Origin of the sequence: Streptomyces sp. MK7, assembly GCF_032658145.1 — a bacterium.
Classification (GTDB): domain Bacteria; phylum Actinomycetota; class Actinomycetes; order Streptomycetales; family Streptomycetaceae; genus Streptomyces; species Streptomyces spiralis.
Genome location: NZ_JAVACL010000028.1, coordinates 43,605 through 60,735, shown reverse-complemented (window position 1 = coordinate 60,735; position 17,131 = coordinate 43,605). Strand labels below are relative to the sequence as shown.

The 17,131-nt window shown below is 72.8% G+C and carries 20 protein-coding genes; 7 read left to right on the top strand and 13 right to left on the bottom strand.

Features of this window, described 5'->3' with window-relative positions; genetic code table 11:
* Positions 1-38 precede the first annotated feature (38 nt).
* The 5 genes from R2S09_RS26585 to R2S09_RS26565 form a co-directional block, all read right to left on the bottom strand.
* Positions 39-875 carry an undecaprenyl-diphosphate phosphatase gene (locus R2S09_RS26585; RefSeq protein ID WP_306187705.1) on the bottom strand — a complete coding sequence of 279 codons (837 nt, stop codon included), beginning with the start codon at positions 873-875 and terminating at the stop codon, positions 39-41.
* A 93-nt stretch (positions 876-968) separates the two neighbouring features.
* Positions 969-1,343, bottom strand: a complete 375-nt coding sequence (crcB, locus tag R2S09_RS26580) for a fluoride efflux transporter CrcB (RefSeq protein ID WP_316743675.1) — start codon at positions 1,341-1,343, stop codon at positions 969-971.
* Between the two features lie 9 nt (positions 1,344-1,352).
* Complete coding sequence (locus R2S09_RS26575) at positions 1,353-1,754, bottom strand: DUF190 domain-containing protein (RefSeq protein ID WP_316743674.1); 402 nt, start codon at positions 1,752-1,754, stop codon at positions 1,353-1,355.
* Positions 1,751-2,215, bottom strand: coding sequence for a fluoride efflux transporter CrcB (gene crcB, locus R2S09_RS26570; RefSeq protein WP_306187710.1), 465 nt, complete (start codon positions 2,213-2,215; stop codon positions 1,751-1,753). Before crcB (R2S09_RS26570) ends, R2S09_RS26575 begins: the two co-directional genes overlap by 4 nt.
* Positions 2,216-2,408: 193 nt before the next feature.
* Positions 2,409-2,714 carry a helix-turn-helix domain-containing protein gene (locus tag R2S09_RS26565; RefSeq protein WP_306187711.1) on the bottom strand — a complete coding sequence of 102 codons (306 nt, stop codon included), beginning with the start codon at positions 2,712-2,714 and terminating at the stop codon, positions 2,409-2,411.
* 220 nt (positions 2,715-2,934) lie between these two features.
* Between R2S09_RS26565 and R2S09_RS26560 the strand changes: the two genes are divergently transcribed.
* Entirely contained in the window at positions 2,935-3,357 is a 423-nt protein-coding gene (locus R2S09_RS26560; RefSeq protein ID WP_306187713.1) for a MarR family winged helix-turn-helix transcriptional regulator, read from the top strand.
* 79 nt (positions 3,358-3,436) lie between these two features.
* On the opposite strand, the gene R2S09_RS26555 is transcribed toward R2S09_RS26560, so the two are convergent.
* Positions 3,437-3,844, bottom strand: coding sequence for an SseB family protein (locus tag R2S09_RS26555; protein ID WP_306187714.1), 408 nt, complete (start codon positions 3,842-3,844; stop codon positions 3,437-3,439).
* 292 nt (positions 3,845-4,136) lie between these two features.
* Between R2S09_RS26555 and R2S09_RS26550 the strand changes: the two genes are divergently transcribed.
* Entirely contained in the window at positions 4,137-4,457 is a 321-nt protein-coding gene (locus R2S09_RS26550) for a DUF2795 domain-containing protein (protein WP_316743673.1), read from the top strand.
* Between the two features lie 301 nt (positions 4,458-4,758).
* Here the strand turns inward: R2S09_RS26550 and glpK are convergent, their stop codons facing one another.
* Both glpK and R2S09_RS26540 read right to left on the bottom strand, forming a co-directional pair.
* Positions 4,759-6,276, bottom strand: coding sequence for a glycerol kinase GlpK (gene glpK, locus R2S09_RS26545; protein WP_306187718.1), 1,518 nt, complete (start codon positions 6,274-6,276; stop codon positions 4,759-4,761).
* A 78-nt stretch (positions 6,277-6,354) separates the two neighbouring features.
* Positions 6,355-7,122, bottom strand: coding sequence for an IclR family transcriptional regulator (locus tag R2S09_RS26540; RefSeq protein WP_306187720.1), 768 nt, complete (start codon positions 7,120-7,122; stop codon positions 6,355-6,357).
* Between the two features lie 150 nt (positions 7,123-7,272).
* On the opposite strand from R2S09_RS26540, the gene R2S09_RS26535 reads away from it, so the two are divergent.
* On the top strand, positions 7,273-7,701 hold the full coding sequence (locus tag R2S09_RS26535) for an ATP-binding protein (protein ID WP_316743670.1): 429 nt from the start codon (positions 7,273-7,275) through the stop codon (positions 7,699-7,701).
* Between the two features lie 155 nt (positions 7,702-7,856).
* Here the strand turns inward: R2S09_RS26535 and R2S09_RS26530 are convergent, their stop codons facing one another.
* Complete coding sequence (locus R2S09_RS26530; protein ID WP_306187724.1) at positions 7,857-8,864, bottom strand: LacI family DNA-binding transcriptional regulator; 1,008 nt, start codon at positions 8,862-8,864, stop codon at positions 7,857-7,859.
* Positions 8,865-9,008: 144 nt separating this feature from the next.
* Between R2S09_RS26530 and R2S09_RS26525 the strand changes: the two genes are divergently transcribed.
* Positions 9,009-10,163, top strand: a complete 1,155-nt coding sequence (locus tag R2S09_RS26525; protein WP_306187726.1) for a Gfo/Idh/MocA family protein — start codon at positions 9,009-9,011, stop codon at positions 10,161-10,163.
* Positions 10,164-10,191: 28 nt separating this feature from the next.
* On the opposite strand, the gene R2S09_RS26520 is transcribed toward R2S09_RS26525, so the two are convergent.
* Both R2S09_RS26520 and R2S09_RS26515 read right to left on the bottom strand, forming a co-directional pair.
* Complete coding sequence (locus R2S09_RS26520; protein ID WP_316743668.1) at positions 10,192-10,989, bottom strand: TIGR03943 family putative permease subunit; 798 nt, start codon at positions 10,987-10,989, stop codon at positions 10,192-10,194.
* Positions 10,986-12,032: a permease gene (locus R2S09_RS26515; RefSeq protein ID WP_306187730.1), complete on the bottom strand. Its 1,047-nt coding sequence runs from the start codon at positions 12,030-12,032 to the stop codon at positions 10,986-10,988. The genes R2S09_RS26520 and R2S09_RS26515 overlap by 4 nt, the downstream gene beginning before the upstream one ends.
* A gap of 142 nt (positions 12,033-12,174) precedes the next feature.
* On the opposite strand from R2S09_RS26515, the gene R2S09_RS26510 reads away from it, so the two are divergent.
* Both R2S09_RS26510 and R2S09_RS26505 read left to right on the top strand, forming a co-directional pair.
* Positions 12,175-13,149 (top strand): DUF1731 domain-containing protein, encoded by a 975-nt coding sequence (locus R2S09_RS26510; RefSeq protein WP_306187732.1) that lies wholly within the window; start codon positions 12,175-12,177, stop codon positions 13,147-13,149.
* A gap of 170 nt (positions 13,150-13,319) precedes the next feature.
* Positions 13,320-14,345 (top strand): alcohol dehydrogenase, encoded by a 1,026-nt coding sequence (locus tag R2S09_RS26505; protein ID WP_316743667.1) that lies wholly within the window; start codon positions 13,320-13,322, stop codon positions 14,343-14,345.
* A 20-nt stretch (positions 14,346-14,365) separates the two neighbouring features.
* Here the strand turns inward: R2S09_RS26505 and R2S09_RS26500 are convergent, their stop codons facing one another.
* Positions 14,366-15,010, bottom strand: coding sequence for a class I SAM-dependent methyltransferase (locus tag R2S09_RS26500; protein WP_316743665.1), 645 nt, complete (start codon positions 15,008-15,010; stop codon positions 14,366-14,368).
* Between the two features lie 205 nt (positions 15,011-15,215).
* On the opposite strand from R2S09_RS26500, the gene R2S09_RS26495 reads away from it, so the two are divergent.
* Complete coding sequence (locus R2S09_RS26495; RefSeq protein ID WP_316743663.1) at positions 15,216-15,719, top strand: lamin tail domain-containing protein; 504 nt, start codon at positions 15,216-15,218, stop codon at positions 15,717-15,719.
* An 84-nt stretch (positions 15,720-15,803) separates the two neighbouring features.
* On the opposite strand, the gene R2S09_RS26490 is transcribed toward R2S09_RS26495, so the two are convergent.
* Positions 15,804-16,748: an MIP/aquaporin family protein gene (locus R2S09_RS26490; protein WP_306187738.1), complete on the bottom strand. Its 945-nt coding sequence runs from the start codon at positions 16,746-16,748 to the stop codon at positions 15,804-15,806.
* Between the last annotated feature and the right edge of the window lie 383 nt (positions 16,749-17,131).

The window sequence follows — 17,131 nt, the reverse complement described above, 5'->3', positions numbered from 1 at the left end:
TGCGCCGGGGGATTCCGGGGCCGCGCCGCTCCGCGCGGTCAGGCGCTGAGCGTGCCCGTGCCCAGCAGGCCGAACAGCAGCACGCCGACGGCGATCCGGTACAGGACGAAGGCGTTGAAGGAGTGCTTGGCGACGAACTTCAGCAGCCAGGCGATGGAGGCGTAGGCCACGATGAAGGAGACGATCGTGCCGACCGCGAGCGGCGCGGCGCCCACGCCCGCGCCCAGGGCGTCCTTCAGCTCGTACAGGCCGGCGCCGGTGAGGGCCGGGATGCCGAGGAAGAAGGACAGACGGGTGGCGGCGACGCGGTCCAGGTCCAGGATGAGCGCGGTGGACATGGTGGCGCCGGAGCGGGAGAAGCCGGGGAAGAGCAGGGCGAGGATCTGCGAGGTGCCGACCAGCATCGCGTCCTTGAAGGACGTGTCGTCCTCGCCGCGCTTGTGCCGGCCCATCTGGTCCGCGCACCACATCACACCGCTGCCGACGATCAGCGAGCCGGCGACCACCCACAGGGAGGCCAGCGGGCCCTCGATCAGGGGCTTGGCCGCGAGGCCCACCACGACGATCGGGATGGTCGCGTAGATCACCCACCAGGCGAACTTGTAGTCGTGGTGGTAGCGCTCCTCGCGGTTGGTCAGGCCGCGCAGCCAGGCGGAGACGATCCGCACGATGTCCTTGAAGAAGTACACGAGCACGGCGGCGATGGCACCGACCTGGATGACGGCGGAGAACCCGACCACGGCGTTGTCGTCGACCGGGATGTCCATGAGCCCCTCGGCGATCTTGAGGTGGCCGGTGGAGGACACGGGGAGGAACTCGGTCACCCCCTCGACGACTCCGAGGACGACGGCCTGACCGACGGAGATGGCGCTCATGGGATCCAGTTCTGGGAAGAGTTGGTCGACAGTGTTGTAGACGGTCCTTGCGTTGCAGACACTCTTACTACGCCGAAGTGAAGTCCCGGTGACCTACGACCACAGGGCCTGTGACATCCAGACTCCGGCGAAGGCGGCACCGAGGCCCGCCACGACACTCGCGGCGGCGTTGGCGGCAGCGTAGAGCCCGGCGCCGCTCTCGGTCAGCCTCTGGGTCTCGTAGGAGAACGTCGAGTACGTCGTCAGGGCCCCGCACAGACCGGTGCCCAGCAGCAGCTGCACATGCGGGCCGGCGGCGCCGGCAGAGACGGCGCCGGTCAGCAGCCCGAGGGTCAGGCAGCCGGTGGCGTTCACCACGAAGGTGCCCCAGGGGAAGACCGAGTCGTGGCGGGACTGCACCGCGCGGTCGGTGAGATAGCGCAAGGGGGCGCCGACCATGGCTCCCACGGCCACCAGCAGCCAGTTCACAACGACCTCTCACCCTTCCCGCCCGTGTCGACCTGGATCACCGGGGACGGACCCGCCCTCGTCCGCACCGCGGCGTCCGCGGCCGACATACCGGATGACCTCGCAGTCGTCGAGGATGACGAGCCCCTCGGTGACCAGCTCGTCCAACTGCGGCAGAAAGGCCCGCACCCGCTCCTCGGTGTCGACGATCACGATCGCCACGGGCAGGTCCTCGCTCATCGACAGCAGCCGCGAGGTGTGGATGAGGGAGGACGCGCCGAAGCCCTCCACGCCTCGGAAGACGCTCGCGCCGGCCAGGCCGGCGGCGTGCGCCCGGTGCACGATCTCCGAGTAGAGGGGCTTGTGGTGCCAGGTGTCGTTCTCGCCGATGAAGACGGTCACGCGCAGGGCACTGCCGGTGAGTCTCGTCATGGCTGCCTCCACTTCAGGACCCGGCGGGCCGCCGTCACGGCGAGCCACACCGCCGCGAGCGCCGAGCACAGGGTCGCGGCGAGATAGGCCAGGCCGGTGCCGGGGTGGCCGGAGTCGGTCAGCTTCTGGATGTCGACGGCGTAGGTGGAGAAGGTGGTGAACCCGCCGAGCACGCCGGTGCCGAAGAAGGGGCGGACCAGGCGGTGGGCGACCCATACGTCGGTGATGACCACCATGAAGACGCCTATCACCGCGCAGCCGACGACATTCGTCCAGAAGGTCGCCCAGGGAAAACCGCCGGGCGGCGTCGGCCACCACAGCGAGGCCGCGTAGCGGCCGGAGGCGCCGAGCGCGCCGCCGAGCGCCACCACCGCGACCACCGGCGCCTGGGCGCGCCAGGCGTGCCGCCGCGCCGGACGCCCGGTCCGCACGCTCAGGCTCTCGGTCTCGGGGGCTGTCATCCTCGTGCGTCTCCTACTCGCCCGGGCCCTGCGGACATGCGGGGCCGCTGCCTTCGCAAGTAGGGACCGTTGGCGGCGACGGTGCCGCGGTTCGGGTACGGCGGGCCCCACCGCCGCGCCGCGAGGTGATCGCGGCCGGGCAACAGGGTAACGCCGGGCGACGGGGCGGGTCACACCGAGGGCCCTGCCGAGGTCACCAGCCCTTCTCGAACAGCCGGGCCACCTCGGCGATGCGGAACTCGTCCCGCCGGTAGTAGGTGCGGCGGCGGATCCGGCGGGTGCGCAGCAGGCCGAGGCCGGCGAGGAGGGTGAGGTGCGTATCGGCGACGCGCCGGGGTATGCCGAGGGCGGCGGCGACGGCCTCGGCGGTCGCGCCGTGCTCGGCGGGGTCGATGCGGCGGTCGCGGTGCCGTGACCTTTGCTGCGGGACGTGCGCGGCGGGGTCCTTGAGCCACTCCAGGATGACCAGACGCGTCCGGCCGACGGGAGTCCTCAGCATCTCCGCCTCCTGTCGTCGAGGCCGTCCCGTCCTGAGGTTTTCCCACTGTGGCGCGGACCGACCCGTCGTGTCCGGGACTCGACGGCGCTTGTCCGGTACCTGACGGAGGGCGGCGGCCCCGCCCGGATCGGCGGCGGCCCCGCCCGGATCGGCGGCAGCCCCGCCCGGACGGCGGTCGCCGGATCCATGCACGCGCATGAACCGCACTAGCATGCGACCCATGGGAGCGAACGCGGCCGACGCCCGGCTGGAAGAACAGTGGCGGGGCATCCTGTCGGTGCACGCGCGGACGGTGTGCGAGATCGACCGCGTGCTGCACCCGTACGGCCTCGGCGCGAGCGACTTCGAGGTGCTCGACATCCTGGCGTCCGGGCCGGACGGGACCGCCGAAGCGTGCGGGGCGGCCGAGGAGCGCCGGCATCACCGTGTGCACACCCTCGCCGAGCGGGTCCACCTCAGCCAGAGCGCGCTCTCCCGGCTCCTCGGCCGGCTGGAGAAGGAGGGCCTGCTCGAACGGTCGGTGTGCACCAGGGACCGGCGCGGGGTGTGGGTCTCCCTGACCCGCAAGGGCCGCGACCTGCACGCCGAGGTGCTGCCGCTGCAGCGCGCGGTGCTGGCACGCACGCTGGGCGGCAGCCGGTGACGACGGGACGGCGCGCCCGTGCGCGCTCGTCCCGCGCCCGCCCGGTCCTGTCGGTACCGCTCAGTCCTGTCGGTCCTGCTCAGTCCTGCGGCCGGGCCAGCAAGGTGCGTACGCCCTCCGACGTGAGTGTCAGTCCGTGCGGGGAGCTGGCGTCTATGGTGAGCGACAGGTCCTCGGCGGGCCACTGGGAGGCCAGGGCTCCGAGCGGCACCAGGCGGTAGCGGGAGACGAAGGGCAGCAGCTCCGACATCTCCAGCTCGGAGGTGAACACGGGCACCACCGGCACTCCGCCCGGCTGCTCCAGGACCGGCAGCGCCACCGCCGACGGGTTGGTGGCCTCCTCGTCGCTCACGTCGTCGGGTACAGGGATCAGCACATCGCTCCCGGCGAGCGCGTCCAGTGCCGCCGTGTCCTCGGCGTTCTCGGCGAGCACGTCCAGCGCCCGCTGGGCGAGCGTGGGGGTGTTGTCGTGCGCGGGTGTGTCCATGGCAGATTCCCTGGTCGCGGCGGTCGTGCGGCCCGCCCGGAGGTGGTCGAGGCCGCCCCCGGTACGGCCCTGGTCGCGTACCCGACCACACGCGGCGCAATCGTCCCGGCCACGGGAATCCTCGGGACCCGCACGAAAGCGTCGCAGGCCCTCGCACGTGGGTGGCCGTGCCCGCCGGGGCGGCACGGGAGGTGAGTGACCGGCCGCGGCGGATACCCGGTACGTCCTGGTCATTCGGATTCGCTTCCGTGCCCGAAGGATGCGCATCCCGTCCGGAGAGGGAGAAGGAGCCATGGCCCACAGGACGAGCGCCCAGGACGTGGTGAAAGCCATCAAGGACGTCGACTTCCCGGCCGGCAAGGACGACCTGGTGCAGGCGGCCAGCCGGTCCGGTGCGCCGCAGGAGGTCGTCAAGGCGCTGCGCGGGATTCCGCCCGAGCAGTACGCCAACCGCGAGGAGGTGGCCCGGTCGGTGCGGACGGCCCCCGACTCCGACCTCGGCACGAGTCCCGCACAGCGCGCCGAGCAGGCCCGTGAGGGCGGTAAGCCCGGCCAGTCCCAGCACCTGCGCGAGGTGCCGAAGCCGCCGGTGGAGGAGGAACTGGACCGCTAGTGCCGCAGCAGGCGACGTTCGCCCCCTCGCGACCCCCGGCACTCCCCCAGAGCGCGCACCGGACGCCGCTCCTTGAGGGGCAAACGCTGCCTGCCGCGGCACTATGACGTGTGACCGCGCCCCCCGGCGCGGGCGGGCCCTCCGCGATGCGCGGCGCGGAGAGCCCCGGGGCTCACTTCCGAACCCCGCGGGTCTGAGTAACCAGCGGCCCGGGAGCCGATTCGGGCGCGGCACGCGGGATACACGCACCCGCACCCCACCGAACACGCACACCCGCACCCCGCCGGACACCCGCGAGGCGTCAGTGCGGTTGGCCGGGTTCGCGGACCCAGCCCAGGGACCGTTCGACGGCCCGCTGCCAGCTCTCGTACTCCCACGCGCGCCGTTCGGGGTCCATGTCGGGCAGCCACTGGGCGGCCCGGTGCCAGTTGCGGCGCAGGACCTCCAGGTCGGGCCAGTATCCGGCGGCGAGTCCGGCGGCGTAGGCGGCGCCGAGGGAGACCGTCTCGGCCACCATCGGCCGTACGACGGGTACGTCGAGGACATCGGCGAGCATCTGCATGAGCAGGTTGTCCGAGGTCATGCCGCCGTCCACCTTGAGCTCCCGCAGCGCGAGCCCGGAGTCGGCGTTCATGGCGTCGACGACCTCCCGGGTCTGCCAGGCGGTGGCCTCCAGCACGGCCCGCGCCAGATGGCCCTTGGTGATGTAGGAGGTGAGGCCGACGACGACCCCGCGCGCGTCGCTGCGCCAGTGCGGGGCGAACAGCCCGGAGAAGGCGGGGACGATGTAGCAGCCGCCGTTGTCCTCCACCGTGCGCGCCAGGGTCTCGATCTCGGGCGCGGTGCTGATCAGGCCCAGCCGGTCGCGGAACCACTGGACCAGCGAACCGGTGACGGCCATCGGGCCTTCCAGGGCGTACACCGTGGGCTGGCCCGCGATCTTGTAGGCCACGGTGGTGATCAGGCCGTGCCGGGAGCGCACCAGGTCGGTGCCGGTGTTCGTCACCAGGAAGCTGCCGGTGCCGTAGGTGCACTTGGCCTCGCCGGGCGAGAAGCAGGTCTGGCCGAACAGGGCGGCCTGCTGGTCGCCGAGGGCCGCGGTGATGCGGACGCCGGGGAGCAGCGCGCGGGCCTCGCCGTAGCTCTCCGCGGAGGAACGGATCTCGGGCAGCATGGTGCGCGGCACGCCGAAGAACTCCATGAGTTCCGGGTCCCAGGTCAGGGTCCGGATGTTGACGAGCATGGTGCGGCTGGCGTTGGTGGGGTCGGTGATGTGCAGGCCGCCGTCGGTGCCGCCGGTCAGGTTCCAGATCAGCCAGCTCTCGATGGTGCCGAACAGCACATCACCGTCCTGGGCGCGCTGCTCCAGGCCCTCCACGTGGTCGAACAGCCAGCGGATCCGGGGGGCGGAGAAGTAGGTGGAGGGCGGCAGGCCGCAGCGGTCGAGGAAGAACTCGTCGCCGGGCCGGTCCCGGAGCGCCTCGACCAGCGGCGCGGTGCGGGTGTCCTGCCAGACGACGGCCCGGCCCAGCGGGGCGCCGGTGCGCCGGTCCCAGAGCACCGTCGTCTCGCGCTGGTTGGCGATCCCGACGGCCGCTATCCGCTCGGTGTCCACGCCCGCGCTCGCGAGCGCCTCGGGCACGATGCGCCGGACGTTGCGCCAGATCTCGAGGGCGTCGTGCTCGACCCAGCCGGGCCGGGGGAAGTGCTGCTGGTGCTCCCGCTGGGCGACGGACACCAGCCGCCCACGATGGTCGAACAGGATGCATCGTGTGGACGTGGTGCCCTGGTCGATGGACATCACATACCGCTCAACCATGTTCGGACCGTCCTTCCGATGCGTCGCGCACGTGGGAGGCCTCGACGGTGAGACCGTCCAGCGGAGACCTGCCGGGACCTACCAGCGAACCGCCCCCAGATCCCGGGAGATCGCCCGGGCCGCCTCCCGGAGCAGCGCGATCAGTGCGGGCAACGGCCGGCCCCGGGGATCGCAGATCCGCTCGACGGCGCCGGACAGGCCGATCGCGCCCACCACGAGACCGCCGTGGCCGCGGATCGGGGCGGCGATGCCGGCGTCTCCCATGCTCATCTCCTGCACCTCGGCCCCCCAGCCGAGCTCGCGGATCTCGGCCAGCGCCCGGTCCAGGTCCTCCCGTACCACGAGGGTGTGGCGGGTGTACGCCTCCAGGCCGTCCACGGGCATCGGGCCGAGGGCGGCGGTGCCGAAGGCCAGCAGGACCTTGCCCAGCGAGGAGGCGTGCAGCGGCAGCAGCGCGCCCACGTCCAGGGTCTGCAGGGTGTCGTCGGGCCGGAAGACGTGGTGGACGATGAGGACCCTGCCCTCCAGGGGTGTGCCCAGGCGGACGGCCTCCCCGCTGCGGGCGGCCAGCGCGTCGGCCCAGTTGATGGAGCGCGAGCGCAGTTCGTTGACGTCGAGATAGCTGGTGCCCAGGTGCAGCAGCGCGGCCCCGAGCTGGTACTTCCCGGTGGCCTCGTCCTGCTCGACGAAGTCGACGTGCTGGAGGGTGCGCAGAATGCCGTGGGCGGTGCCCTTGGCCAGCCCGAGGGACGACGCCACCTCGCCGAGCCCGAGCCTGCGGGGCCCACCGGCGAGCAGGCGCAGGATCGCCGCCGCTCGTTCGATGGACTGGACGGGTCCGGCCATATGGCGATTTTAGTCCTGTTTGCCCCGGTGAGGACTGCCGTTCGGTAATGCCGACCGCTGCGCGTTGACCGGGCGGGCATCCGTTTCTTAGCGTGCCTTGTCGCGCCCGGCTCCCGGTCGGCAGCGCCGCCCGGAGGAGGAGGGGACACCATGTCCGTAGCGCAGCTCGACGCCGCGCCTCTCAGGGAGGTGGACCACCACGCCTTCCCTCTGCCGCACACCCCAGGTACCGTGTCGGCCGTTCGCCATCGCGTCAGCGCGCTCCTGGGCTCCTGGGGCCTGCCCGCCGAAGCCGCCGACGACGTGCTCCTCGTCGTCTCGGAACTCGTCACCAACGCGCTCGTGCACGCCCGGCCGCCCGCCACGCTGCGTCTGTGGCAGCTGCCGGTCGACGGCCGGCGGGCCGTCCACGTCGAGGTGAGCGATCTGGGGCCCGCGGCACCGCCCGGGCCGGCGGCGGCACCCGACCCGGACGAGCACGGCCGCGGCCTGGACATCGTCACCGCGCTGTCGGCCCGGTGCGGGCTGCACGCGGACCGTGGCGGGACCAGCCGGTGGGCGGAGGTCCTCGCGGGCTGAACCATCGGCCGGGGCCGCCGCAGGACCCTCGGCCGGGCCGCCGCCGGTGATCCGGCTTCCGACCCCGGTTCGGCCATGTCGGCGCCCTTGTGCCTCGCGCCGGTCGGCCACGACGCCCGGGCGGCGCACGAACACCGCGCGCCGTCCGGCGGCTCTCAGTCGCCGCCGGACGGCGCTGCCGTGGTGCCGCGCACCTCCAGGACGGGCACGGTCAGGTCCACGGTACGCGGGCGGCCCGGGTCCTCGATCCTGTCCAGCAGCCGCTGCGCGGCGCGCCGGCCCACATCGTGGCTGGCGTTGTCCACCGTGGTCAGCCACAGATGCCGCAGCCGGGACAGGTAGGTGTTGTCGTATCCGGCCAGGGACAGGTCGCCGGGCACCCCGAGACCGCTCTCCTCGGCCGCCGACAGGGCGCCGACACAGGTCATGTCGTTGACGGCGAAGACGGCGGTCGGCCGCTGCCTGCGGCTCAGCAGCCGGACGGTGGCCCGGTAGCCGCCCTCCTCGGTGAGGTCGCCCTGCTCCACCACCGCCGTCTCCGCCAGACCGTGCTCGCGCATGACGGCCTCGAAGCCCCGGCGGCGCAGCTCACCGACCGCGCCCCGCCCCGCGATGTGCGCGATGCGCCGGTGACCGAGGCCGATGAGGTGCTCGGTGGCCAGCCGGGCGCCGTGCTCGTCGTCGCCCGCGATCACGTCCACCCCGGGCAGTTCGGGTTCCCGGGCGCCGGCGACGACGGTGGGCACCCGGTCGGCCGCCGTGCGCAGCGCCGCCGGGTCCTGAAGGGTGCCGACGGCGACCACGCCGTCCACACGCAGTTCGGTGAACGTACGGGTGAGGTCCTGCCCCAGACGCCGGTTGAGCCGTCCGTCGGCGAGCAGCACATGCAGGCCGCTGTCGTGGAGGCGGCCGTTCAGCCCGTCGAGGAGTTCGACGAACCAGGGGTTGCGCAGGTCGTTCAGCAGGACGCCGACGGTGCGGGTGCGGCGCTCGCTGAGGCTGCGGGCGGCGGCGTTGGGACGGTAGCCGAGCTCCTCGATCGCGGCGAGGACGGCCCGCCGCTTCTCGGGACGCACGCTCTCGGAGCCGCGCAGCACCAGCGAGACCAGGGACTTCGACACACCGGCCCGCGCGGCCACGTCGCGAATGGTCGGGGATCGCACGCGATGGACCGTTCCACAAGCGGACGGCTCTTGTAAAGGGCGAGTGCGTAGCCGGGGCCAGCGCCTTGACACCCGGTGGGGGCGGCGGTCATGGTGAGCGAGGTTTTGGATCGGTCCAAAGAGGGGCTGTGAAGAGAGGCTGCCATGGTGAACACGCTCGGCGTCGCCGTCGTCGGATTCGGCTGGATGGGGCGGGTGCACACCCAGGCCTATGTCCGCGTGCCCCACCACTTCCCTCAGCTGACGGTCCGTCCGCACCTGGTCGCGGTCGCCGACGAGGTGCCCGGCCGGGCGGACGAGGCGGCCGGGCGGTACGGCTTCGACTCCGCGACCCGCGACTGGCGGGAGATCGCCACCGATCCCCGGGTGCGGGCGGTCAGCATCACCGCGCCGAACTTCCTGCACCGCGAGATCGGTGTCGCCATGGCCGAGGCCGGCAAGCACATCTGGATCGAGAAGCCGGTCGGCCTCACCGCCGACGACGCCCGCGCTGTCGCCGACGCGGCCGCGCGGGCCGGCGTGCAGGGCACCGTCGGCTTCAACTACCGCAACGCGCCCGCCGTCGCCGCCGCCCGCGAGCTGATCGCCACCGGCGGGATCGGCACGGTCACCCATGTCCGCATCCGGCTGTTCAGCGACTACGCCGCCCACCCCGAGTCCGCGCTGACGTGGCGGTACGAGCGCGAACGCGGCGGCAGCGGAGTCCTGGGCGACCTGGCCTCCCACGGTGTCGACCTCGCCCGCCACCTGGTCGGCGAGATCGACTCGCTGGCCGCCGACACGGCCGTGTTCGTGCCCGAGCGGGCCCGTCCGGCCGGCGCCACCGCCGGCCACGCCCGGGCGACGGGCGGGGAGTCCGGCCCCGTCGAGAACGACGACTACGCCGGCTGCCTGCTGCGCTTCGCCTCGGGCGCCCGAGGGGTGCTGGAGACCTGCCGGGTCTCGGTCGGCGAGCAGAACGCCTACGGCTTCGAGATCCACGGCACCACGGGCGCGCTGTTCTGGGACTTCCGCCGCATGGGCGAACTCGGCGTCAGTCGCGGCACCGCGTACCAGGACCAGCCGGTCAGCACCGTCCACGTCGGCCCCGGACACGGCGAGTACGCCGCCTTCCAGCCCGGGGCGGCCAACGCCATGGGCTACGACGACCTGAAGGTCATCGAGGCCCACCACTTCCTGCGCTCCGTCGCGGAGGGCACCGCCCACGGCGCGACCCTCGCCGACGCCGTCGCCGCGGCGACGGCCCTGGACGCCATGGCCCTCTCCGCGCGGGAGCGAAGGTGGGTGACGGTGGCCTGAGCGGTCACCCACGCCGTCACCCGGGCCGTCAGCGGGACGGCACGAGCGGGAGGTCGTCCGTGTAGCCGTTGATCGGACGCGGGATCTTCTTGATCTCACGGGCGTCCATGGCCGCCCGGGCGGACGTCGTGCCCAGGGTGCCTCCCGGGTGCCAGGTACCGGTGACGGACACCCAGGTGTCGGCGGGCAGCGCCGGTGTCCCGTGGATCCGTACCTTCACGGACTGGGCGTCCGCCGCGCAGCAGGAGAGGATGATCCGCGTCAGGTACCAGGTGTCGCGGCCCTTGTCCGGCGTGACGAAGCCGGTCAGCAGGACGGTGCGGCCCCGGATGGCCCGCTCGCGGTCCTGCTGCACCCGGCGGGTGAAGTCGGTGAGGGTCATCGGGAGCGGTGAGGTCGCGGGCAGCGGGTCGAAGTGGCTCTGCCGGTCGACGGCCCTGGGTGCCTCGCGGGAGGCGGTGTACGCACCGAGGGCCGGCGGGGCGTAGAACAGCAGGCTGAGCGCCGGAAGCAGCAGCAGCCAGGCGACGCGGGGCACGGAGCCGTGGTCGTGGCCGTGGCCGTGACCGTCGTGGCGGGAGGTGTCGCCGTGATCGTCGTGGGCGGCGTGGCCGTGACCGTCGTGGGAGGTGTGGGCGGTGCGCGCGTCCGGCCGCGACGCCCATGCCTCCGCCACGCCCAGCACGAGCAGCACCACGCCGGAGGCGATCAGCAGCGGCCGCATGCCCTCCTTGACGTAGCGCAGGAAGAGGTCGGTGAAGAGCGAGGCGTGCAGCAGGCCGAGGCCGCTGAGCACGAGCAGGGCCACCTGAAGGGGGCGTCTCACAGCAGGAAACCTCCGACGAGCGCGCTGCACAGTACGGCGACGACCATGGTGGCGGTGGAGAAGCGGGCCGCGAACGCGCGGCCGAAGGTGCCGGCCTGAAGGGCGATCAGCTTCAGGTCGACCATGGGGCCGACCACCATGAACGTCAGCCGGGCTAGGGGGGAGAACCCGGTGAGCGAGGCCGCGACGAAGGCGTCGGCCTCCGAGCAGACCGCCAGCAGGACGGCGAGCGCCGCCAGGAACAGCACCGACAGCCAGGGCGAGCCGGAGAAGGCGTCGAGCACCGTGCGCGGGACCGTCACGTTGAAGGTGGCCGCGGCCATGGCGCCGAGCACCAGGAAGCCGCCCGCGTGCAGGAAGTCGTGCTGGAAGCCGCGCCGGAACTCCGTCCAGCGGTTGTGCCCCGGCTGGTGCCCGGTGTGCCGCGCGGTGGGCCGGAGCCACTTCTCGCGCCCCAGGAAGAGCCAGAGCCAGCCCATGACGGCGGCGGTGGCCAGCGAGGCGAGCAGCCGGGCCAGCACCATGGCGGGCTTGCCGGGGAAGGCGATCGCCGTGGCGGTCAGCACGACCGGGTTGACGGCGGGCGCCGACAGCAGGAACGCCAGCGCGGCGGCCGGGGTCACGCCGCGGTTGATCAGGCTGTTCGCGACCGGCACCGAGGCGCATTCGCAGCCGGGCAGGACCACTCCGGCGACCCCGGCCACCGGGACGGCGAGGACGGGACGCTTCGGCAGCACCCGGCTGAACACACGGGCCGGCACGAAGGCGTTGATGGCGCCGGACAGGGCCGTGCCGAGCAGCAGGAAGGGCAGCGCCTGGACGGTGACGGCGAGACAGACGGTCCGCCAGGCCTGCAGGGCGGGCGCGTCCGACCACCGCCCGGCGGCGAAGATCACCCCGCCGGGGACGACGGCCGCGCCCAGCAGCAGGAGCGGCCAGAACCGGGGCAGGCCGCGGGCCGGGGCGTCGTCGGCCGCCACGGGGGCCGCGGGGGACGCCGAGGGCGTCACGGCCTCCTCCCCCAGTACGTCTGTCTCGCGCATGCAGGCTCCGGGGATCGATTCTCCGGAGAGAACATAGCGGGCCCGCCACCCCGTCCCGCGCGCGGGACGCGCCGACCATTTTTGAACGTGTTCAACTCTCTGGGTTACAGTCGCTCCCACCGACAGAGGGGGTCGACGTCCGATGAAGATCGTGCTGCCCGGCGGGACCGGGCAGGTGGGTACGGTGCTGGAGCGCGCGCTGACCGCCGCCGGGCACGAGGTCGTGGTGCTGAGCCGGCGCCCCGCGGGCCCGGGGCAGGTCCGGTGGGACGGACGGACCCTGGGTCCGTGGGCCGGGGTGATCGACGGCTGCGACATGGTGGTGAACCTGGCCGGACGCAGCGTCAGCTGCCGGTACACGCCCGCCAATCTCCGGGCGATGATGGACTCACGGGTGGACTCCGCCCGCGTCGTGGGCGAGGCGATCGCCGCCGCCGTGCGGCCGCCGCGCGTCTGGCTCCAGATGAGCACGGCCACCGTGTACGCCCATCGCTTCGACGCGCCCAACGACGAGCGGAGCGGGGTGATCGGCGGGTCGGAACCCGGGGTTCCGGGCTATTGGGCCTACAGCGTCGAGATCGCCGAGGCCTGGGAGCGTGAGCAGGAGCGGGCCGACACCCCGCACACCCGCAAGGTCGCCCTCCGTTCCGCCATGGTGATGAGCCCCGGCCGGGGCGGTGTCCTCGACGTCCTGCTGTGGCTGGCCCGGCTGGGTCTGGGCGGCCCGGTGGCGGGCGGCGGGCAGTACGTGTCCTGGATCCACGAGCACGACTTCGTCCGCGCGGTGGAGTTCCTGGCCGGCCGGGAGGACATCGCCGGGCCGGTGAACCTCGCGGCGCCGCACCCCGTGCCGCAGCGCGCCCTCATGCGCGAACTGCGCGCCGCGTGGGGTGTCCCGATGGGCCTGCCCGCGACGGCGTGGATGGCGGAGATCGGCGCATTCGTGCTGCGCACGGACACCGAACTGCTGCTGAAGAGCCGGCGTGTCGTGCCCGGCCGCCTGCTCGAGGCGGGCTTCGTCTTCGACCACCCGCGGTGGCCGCAGGCCGCCGCGGACCTCGTCCGGCGCGTCCGGACCCGACCGCGCGCCCGGCGCTCCGCCCCCGGCACGCGATGAGCGCCCCGGCACGCCGTCCGCCGCCCGCCGCCCGACGGCACCGCCAGGAATCCCGAGGGCGCCCAGGCGGTCCGGGCGGCAGGGCTCGGCGCGCGCGATCCGTTTCGGGCTGGTGTGCTGGAGGTGGGGGTACCTGTCGGGAGCGCCGTATCGAACCGGGAGAGTCGGACATGAGTACCTACAGAGTCGCCCAGGCGACCGCTGCCGGTGGGCCGTTGGAGATCGCCGAGCGTGAGGTGGCGGAGCCGGGTCCCCGTCATGTGCGGATCACCGTGGAGGCCTGCGGCGTCTGCCACAGCGACACGTTCTTCGTGGACGCGGCGGTGCCCGGCATCCGTTTCCCGGTGGTTCCCGGACACGAGATCGCCGGCCGGATCGACGCGCTCGGCGAGGGCGCGCGGGAGTACGGCTGGCAGGAGGGCGACCGGGTGACGGTGGGCTGGTTCGGCGGCAGCTGCCTCCACTGCACGCCGTGCCGGCAGGGCGACTTCATCGTGTGCGTGAACCTGAAGGTGCCCGGCTGGGCGTACGACGGTGGCTTCGCCGAGCGGGTGATCGCACCGGTCGACGCCCTGGCCCGGATCCCCGAGGGACTGGCGGCGAGCGACGCGGGGCCCATGGCGTGCGCCGGCGTGACCGTGTTCAACGGGCTGCGGCGCAGCGCCGCCCGGCCCGGCGACCTGGTCGCGGTGCTCGGCATCGGCGGCCTGGGGCACCTGGGAGTGCAGTACGCGGCGGCCATGGGCCTGGAGACGGTGGCGATCGCCCGCGGCGCCGACAAGGCCGACATCGCCAAGCGGCTGGGCGCCCACCACTATGTCGACAGCACGGCGGGCACCCCCGTGGCCGAGGCGCTGCGCTCCCTGGGCGGCGCGAAGGTCGTCCTGGCCACCGCGGGCAGCTCCGAGGCCATCGCGGCGACCGTGGACGGGCTCTCGCACCGCGGCGAACTGGTCGTCATCGGCGCGACGCCCGAGCCGCTGGGGATCAGCCCGTTGCAGCTGATCATGTCCGGCAAGGAGGTCCGCGGTCATCCGTCCGGCACCGCGCGGGACGTGCAGGACACCATGGCGTTCAGCGCTCTGCACGGGATCCGCCCGATAACCGAGACGGTTCCGCTGGAGCGGGCCGACGAGGCCTACCGGAAGATGCTTTCCGGCGCGGCCCGCTTCCGTATGGTGCTCACCACGGCGTGACGCACCCGGGCCCGCGGGCGTCAGGGCTTGCGGGCCAGCAGGCAGGCGTGCCGCCGGGTCAGCCTCCCCTCGGGCTCCTGCTCCAGGGTCGCGGTGACCACGAGCCCGGCCCGGCCCAGCAGTTCGGCCACCCGTTCCGCCGGCGACAGGTACGACTCGTAGGACACGGGGTGACCGTACCCCTGGACGGGGCGCAGGTGTTCGTCGCCGGTGTAGCACCCCCACAGCAGATGGCCGCCGGGCGCGAGGACGCGGTGGAACCCGGCGAAGACCGCGGGCAGGTGGGCGGGGGGCGTGTGATGCGTGGAGTACCAGGCCAGGATGCCGCCGAGGGTGCCGCCGCCGATCCCCAGGGCGGTCATCGACCCCTGGACGAACCGCAAGTGGGGATGGGCTCGCCGGGCCAGTGAGAGCATCCGGGACGACAGGTCGATGCCGAAGGCGTCGACGCCGGACGCGGCGAGGTGGGCGGTGACCTTGCCGGGCCCGCACCCCACGTCGGCGACCGGCCCCGTCCCGGCGATCCGCACCGACTCGGCGAACGCCGCCAGCATGCCGCGGGACAGGGGATCCAACGCGGCCGGTTCCGGCACGCGTTCGGCATAGGTGGCGGCGACGGTGTCGTACGACTCGCGCACGGCCGCGAGATAGTCGGTCTCGGTCACACCGCCACGCTATCCGAGGACACGCGCCGCCCCCGGCACGATGCCTCGAGCGGTGCCGTCACGCGAACGGCCGCACACACGACGCCGACACCCACACGGCACCCGCACCCACCACCTTCACATTTTCCTCATCTTCCCGTCACATGTCCGTCACGTGTTGTGTAAGCTCCTGCCGCTTCGTTCGCACCACTGAGGGGGGAACCTCATGCGCATACGCTCCGCGCTCGCCACCACCGCCGCCACCGCCACCACCGCGGCACTCGCCGTCGTCGCCGCGGTCCCGGCCCAGGCCGCCGAGTACTCCTCCGCCCTGAAGATCAAGGGCATCCAGTACGACGCGCCCGGGCGGGACTCCAACAGCTGCAGCACGGGCAACACCAAGAGCGAGTATCTGACCATCAAGAACTACTCGCGCTCCACGAGCGTCAACCTCAAGGGCTACGTCGTCAAGGACGCCGCCGGCAACACGTACCGGTTCTCCGCCAACCACTACCTCCAGCCCGGCGACTATGTGAGCCTGCGCGGCGGCAAGGGCACGGAGTCCGACGCCAAGAACGTCGCCTACCGCCAGAACTGCAACTTCATGTGGAACAACGACAAGGACACCATCTACCTCTACAAGCCCTCCGGCGCCCGCGCGGACGTGCACTCCTACACCAGGTCCCGCGACGACCGGGACGGCAACGGCTACATCACGTACCACGGCTGACCCCGCGCCCGGTCGGCCCGGCCGCCCGGCAACCGCCGGCGGCCGGTCCCGGTCAACCCCGCACCCCGGGCCTGCTCCTGACGGCTACTCCTCGTCCTGCGTGCTGCCGCGGGTGCGCCCGGGCTCGGGCGGCACGCCTTCCTGGGCGCGGACGGTGAGGACGTCGCCGACGAAGAGGTCGTAGACGAGCACGCCGACCACACCGCCGACCAGCGGCCCGACGATGGGGATCCACCAGTAGTGACTGAACGAACCGGCCAGGGACCCCGGTAGCGCGAGATCGCCCCACCCCGCGGCGAACGTGAACAGCCGGGGGCCGAAGTCGCGGGCCGGGTTGATGGCGTATCCCGCGTTCGCGCCGTAGGAGATGCCGATCGCGGCGACGACGAAGCCGATCACCAGCGGCCCGAGGTTGGCCTTCACCGCGGTGTTGCGCAGGTCGACGATCGCCGCGATCAGCATCAGCAGCAACGCGGTGCCGACGATCTGGTCCACCAGCGGGCCCCAGACGCCGCCGTGGAAGTAGGGCGCCGGGAAGGTCGCGAAAATGGAGAACGAGGCGACGGTGTGCCCGTTGGTCTTCGGTCCCTTCATCGCCGCGTCGAAGGTGTTGATCGCGTCGTGGTACACGGCGTACACCAGGGCCGCTCCGGCGAAGGCGCCCACCACCTGCGCGCACCAGTACGGGACCACCTTCACCCACGGGAACCTGCGCCGCACCGCGAAGGCCAGCGTGACCGCGGGGTTGATGTGCGCGCCGCTGACGCCGCCGGCCACGTACACACCGAAGACCACGGCGAACGCCCAGCCCCAGGTGATCAGCAGCCAGTCCCCCGCCCCCAGGAAGAAGGTGGTGGGCCCCTCCGTCCGGCCCGATCCGGGCAGCGCCGCGACAGCCATGGCCACCGAGCCGCATCCGAAGGCGATGAGGACGAAGGTCCCCAGGAACTCAGCCAGGCACTCGCCCCACAGACCTCCACGGCGCCTGAGACGGGAGGGTTTGATCAGGGGCGGTATCTCTACGGCCATATAGGCCCCCTCGACGAACGGTCCGGCCCGCGGGCCGGCACAGCCCTGCTTCGGGCGGCCCCGCGACAGTGCGCAGTCGCGGCCCCGCGTCACTGCTCAGTGTGCGCGTCCGTACGGGCCGTGGCCACTCGGCTGCCAAGGGTTTCCCGTCGGGCCGCCCTCCGCGCCCGCGCGCACCGTCGCGACGCGCGGGAAGGGCCGGACGAGTGAACTCCATACGGGTGATCCCGCCGCACGTCCCGGCCGGCGCGGGGGCCGGTAAACAAGCGGCGAGCCGGGCCGTCCCGGGGCGACGGTGACCCGCGGCCGGCCGGCGGCACAGGTGGCAACGGGGCTCTGACGGCACAAGACTGATCCATGCTTTGGTGATCAGTCTTCGTGAT

Bases quoted from the DNA above. Each gene is read 5' to 3' on its own strand.
- R2S09_RS26565 (WP_306187711.1), bottom strand. From the start codon at position 2,714: ATGCTGAGGACTCCCGTCGGCCGGACGCGTCTGGTCATCCTGGAGTGG.
- R2S09_RS26495 (WP_316743663.1), top strand. From the start codon at position 15,216: ATGCGCATACGCTCCGCGCTCGCCACCACCGCCGCCACCGCCACCACC.
- R2S09_RS26525 (WP_306187726.1), top strand. From the start codon at position 9,009: ATGGTGAACACGCTCGGCGTCGCCGTCGTCGGATTCGGCTGGATGGGG.
- R2S09_RS26575 (WP_316743674.1), bottom strand. From the start codon at position 1,754: ATGACGAGACTCACCGGCAGTGCCCTGCGCGTGACCGTCTTCATCGGC.
- R2S09_RS26505 (WP_316743667.1), top strand. From the start codon at position 13,320: ATGAGTACCTACAGAGTCGCCCAGGCGACCGCTGCCGGTGGGCCGTTG.
- R2S09_RS26490 (WP_306187738.1), bottom strand. From the start codon at position 16,748: ATGGCCGTAGAGATACCGCCCCTGATCAAACCCTCCCGTCTCAGGCGC.
- R2S09_RS26515 (WP_306187730.1), bottom strand. From the start codon at position 12,032: ATGCGCGAGACAGACGTACTGGGGGAGGAGGCCGTGACGCCCTCGGCG.
- R2S09_RS26555 (WP_306187714.1), bottom strand. From the start codon at position 3,844: ATGGACACACCCGCGCACGACAACACCCCCACGCTCGCCCAGCGGGCG.
- R2S09_RS26510 (WP_306187732.1), top strand. From the start codon at position 12,175: ATGAAGATCGTGCTGCCCGGCGGGACCGGGCAGGTGGGTACGGTGCTG.
- R2S09_RS26535 (WP_316743670.1), top strand. From the start codon at position 7,273: ATGTCCGTAGCGCAGCTCGACGCCGCGCCTCTCAGGGAGGTGGACCAC.
- R2S09_RS26550 (WP_316743673.1), top strand. From the start codon at position 4,137: ATGGCCCACAGGACGAGCGCCCAGGACGTGGTGAAAGCCATCAAGGAC.
- R2S09_RS26540 (WP_306187720.1), bottom strand. From the start codon at position 7,122: ATGGCCGGACCCGTCCAGTCCATCGAACGAGCGGCGGCGATCCTGCGC.
- crcB (WP_306187710.1), bottom strand. From the start codon at position 2,215: ATGACAGCCCCCGAGACCGAGAGCCTGAGCGTGCGGACCGGGCGTCCG.
- R2S09_RS26560 (WP_306187713.1), top strand. From the start codon at position 2,935: ATGGGAGCGAACGCGGCCGACGCCCGGCTGGAAGAACAGTGGCGGGGC.
- glpK (WP_306187718.1), bottom strand. From the start codon at position 6,276: ATGGTTGAGCGGTATGTGATGTCCATCGACCAGGGCACCACGTCCACA.
- R2S09_RS26585 (WP_306187705.1), bottom strand. From the start codon at position 875: ATGAGCGCCATCTCCGTCGGTCAGGCCGTCGTCCTCGGAGTCGTCGAG.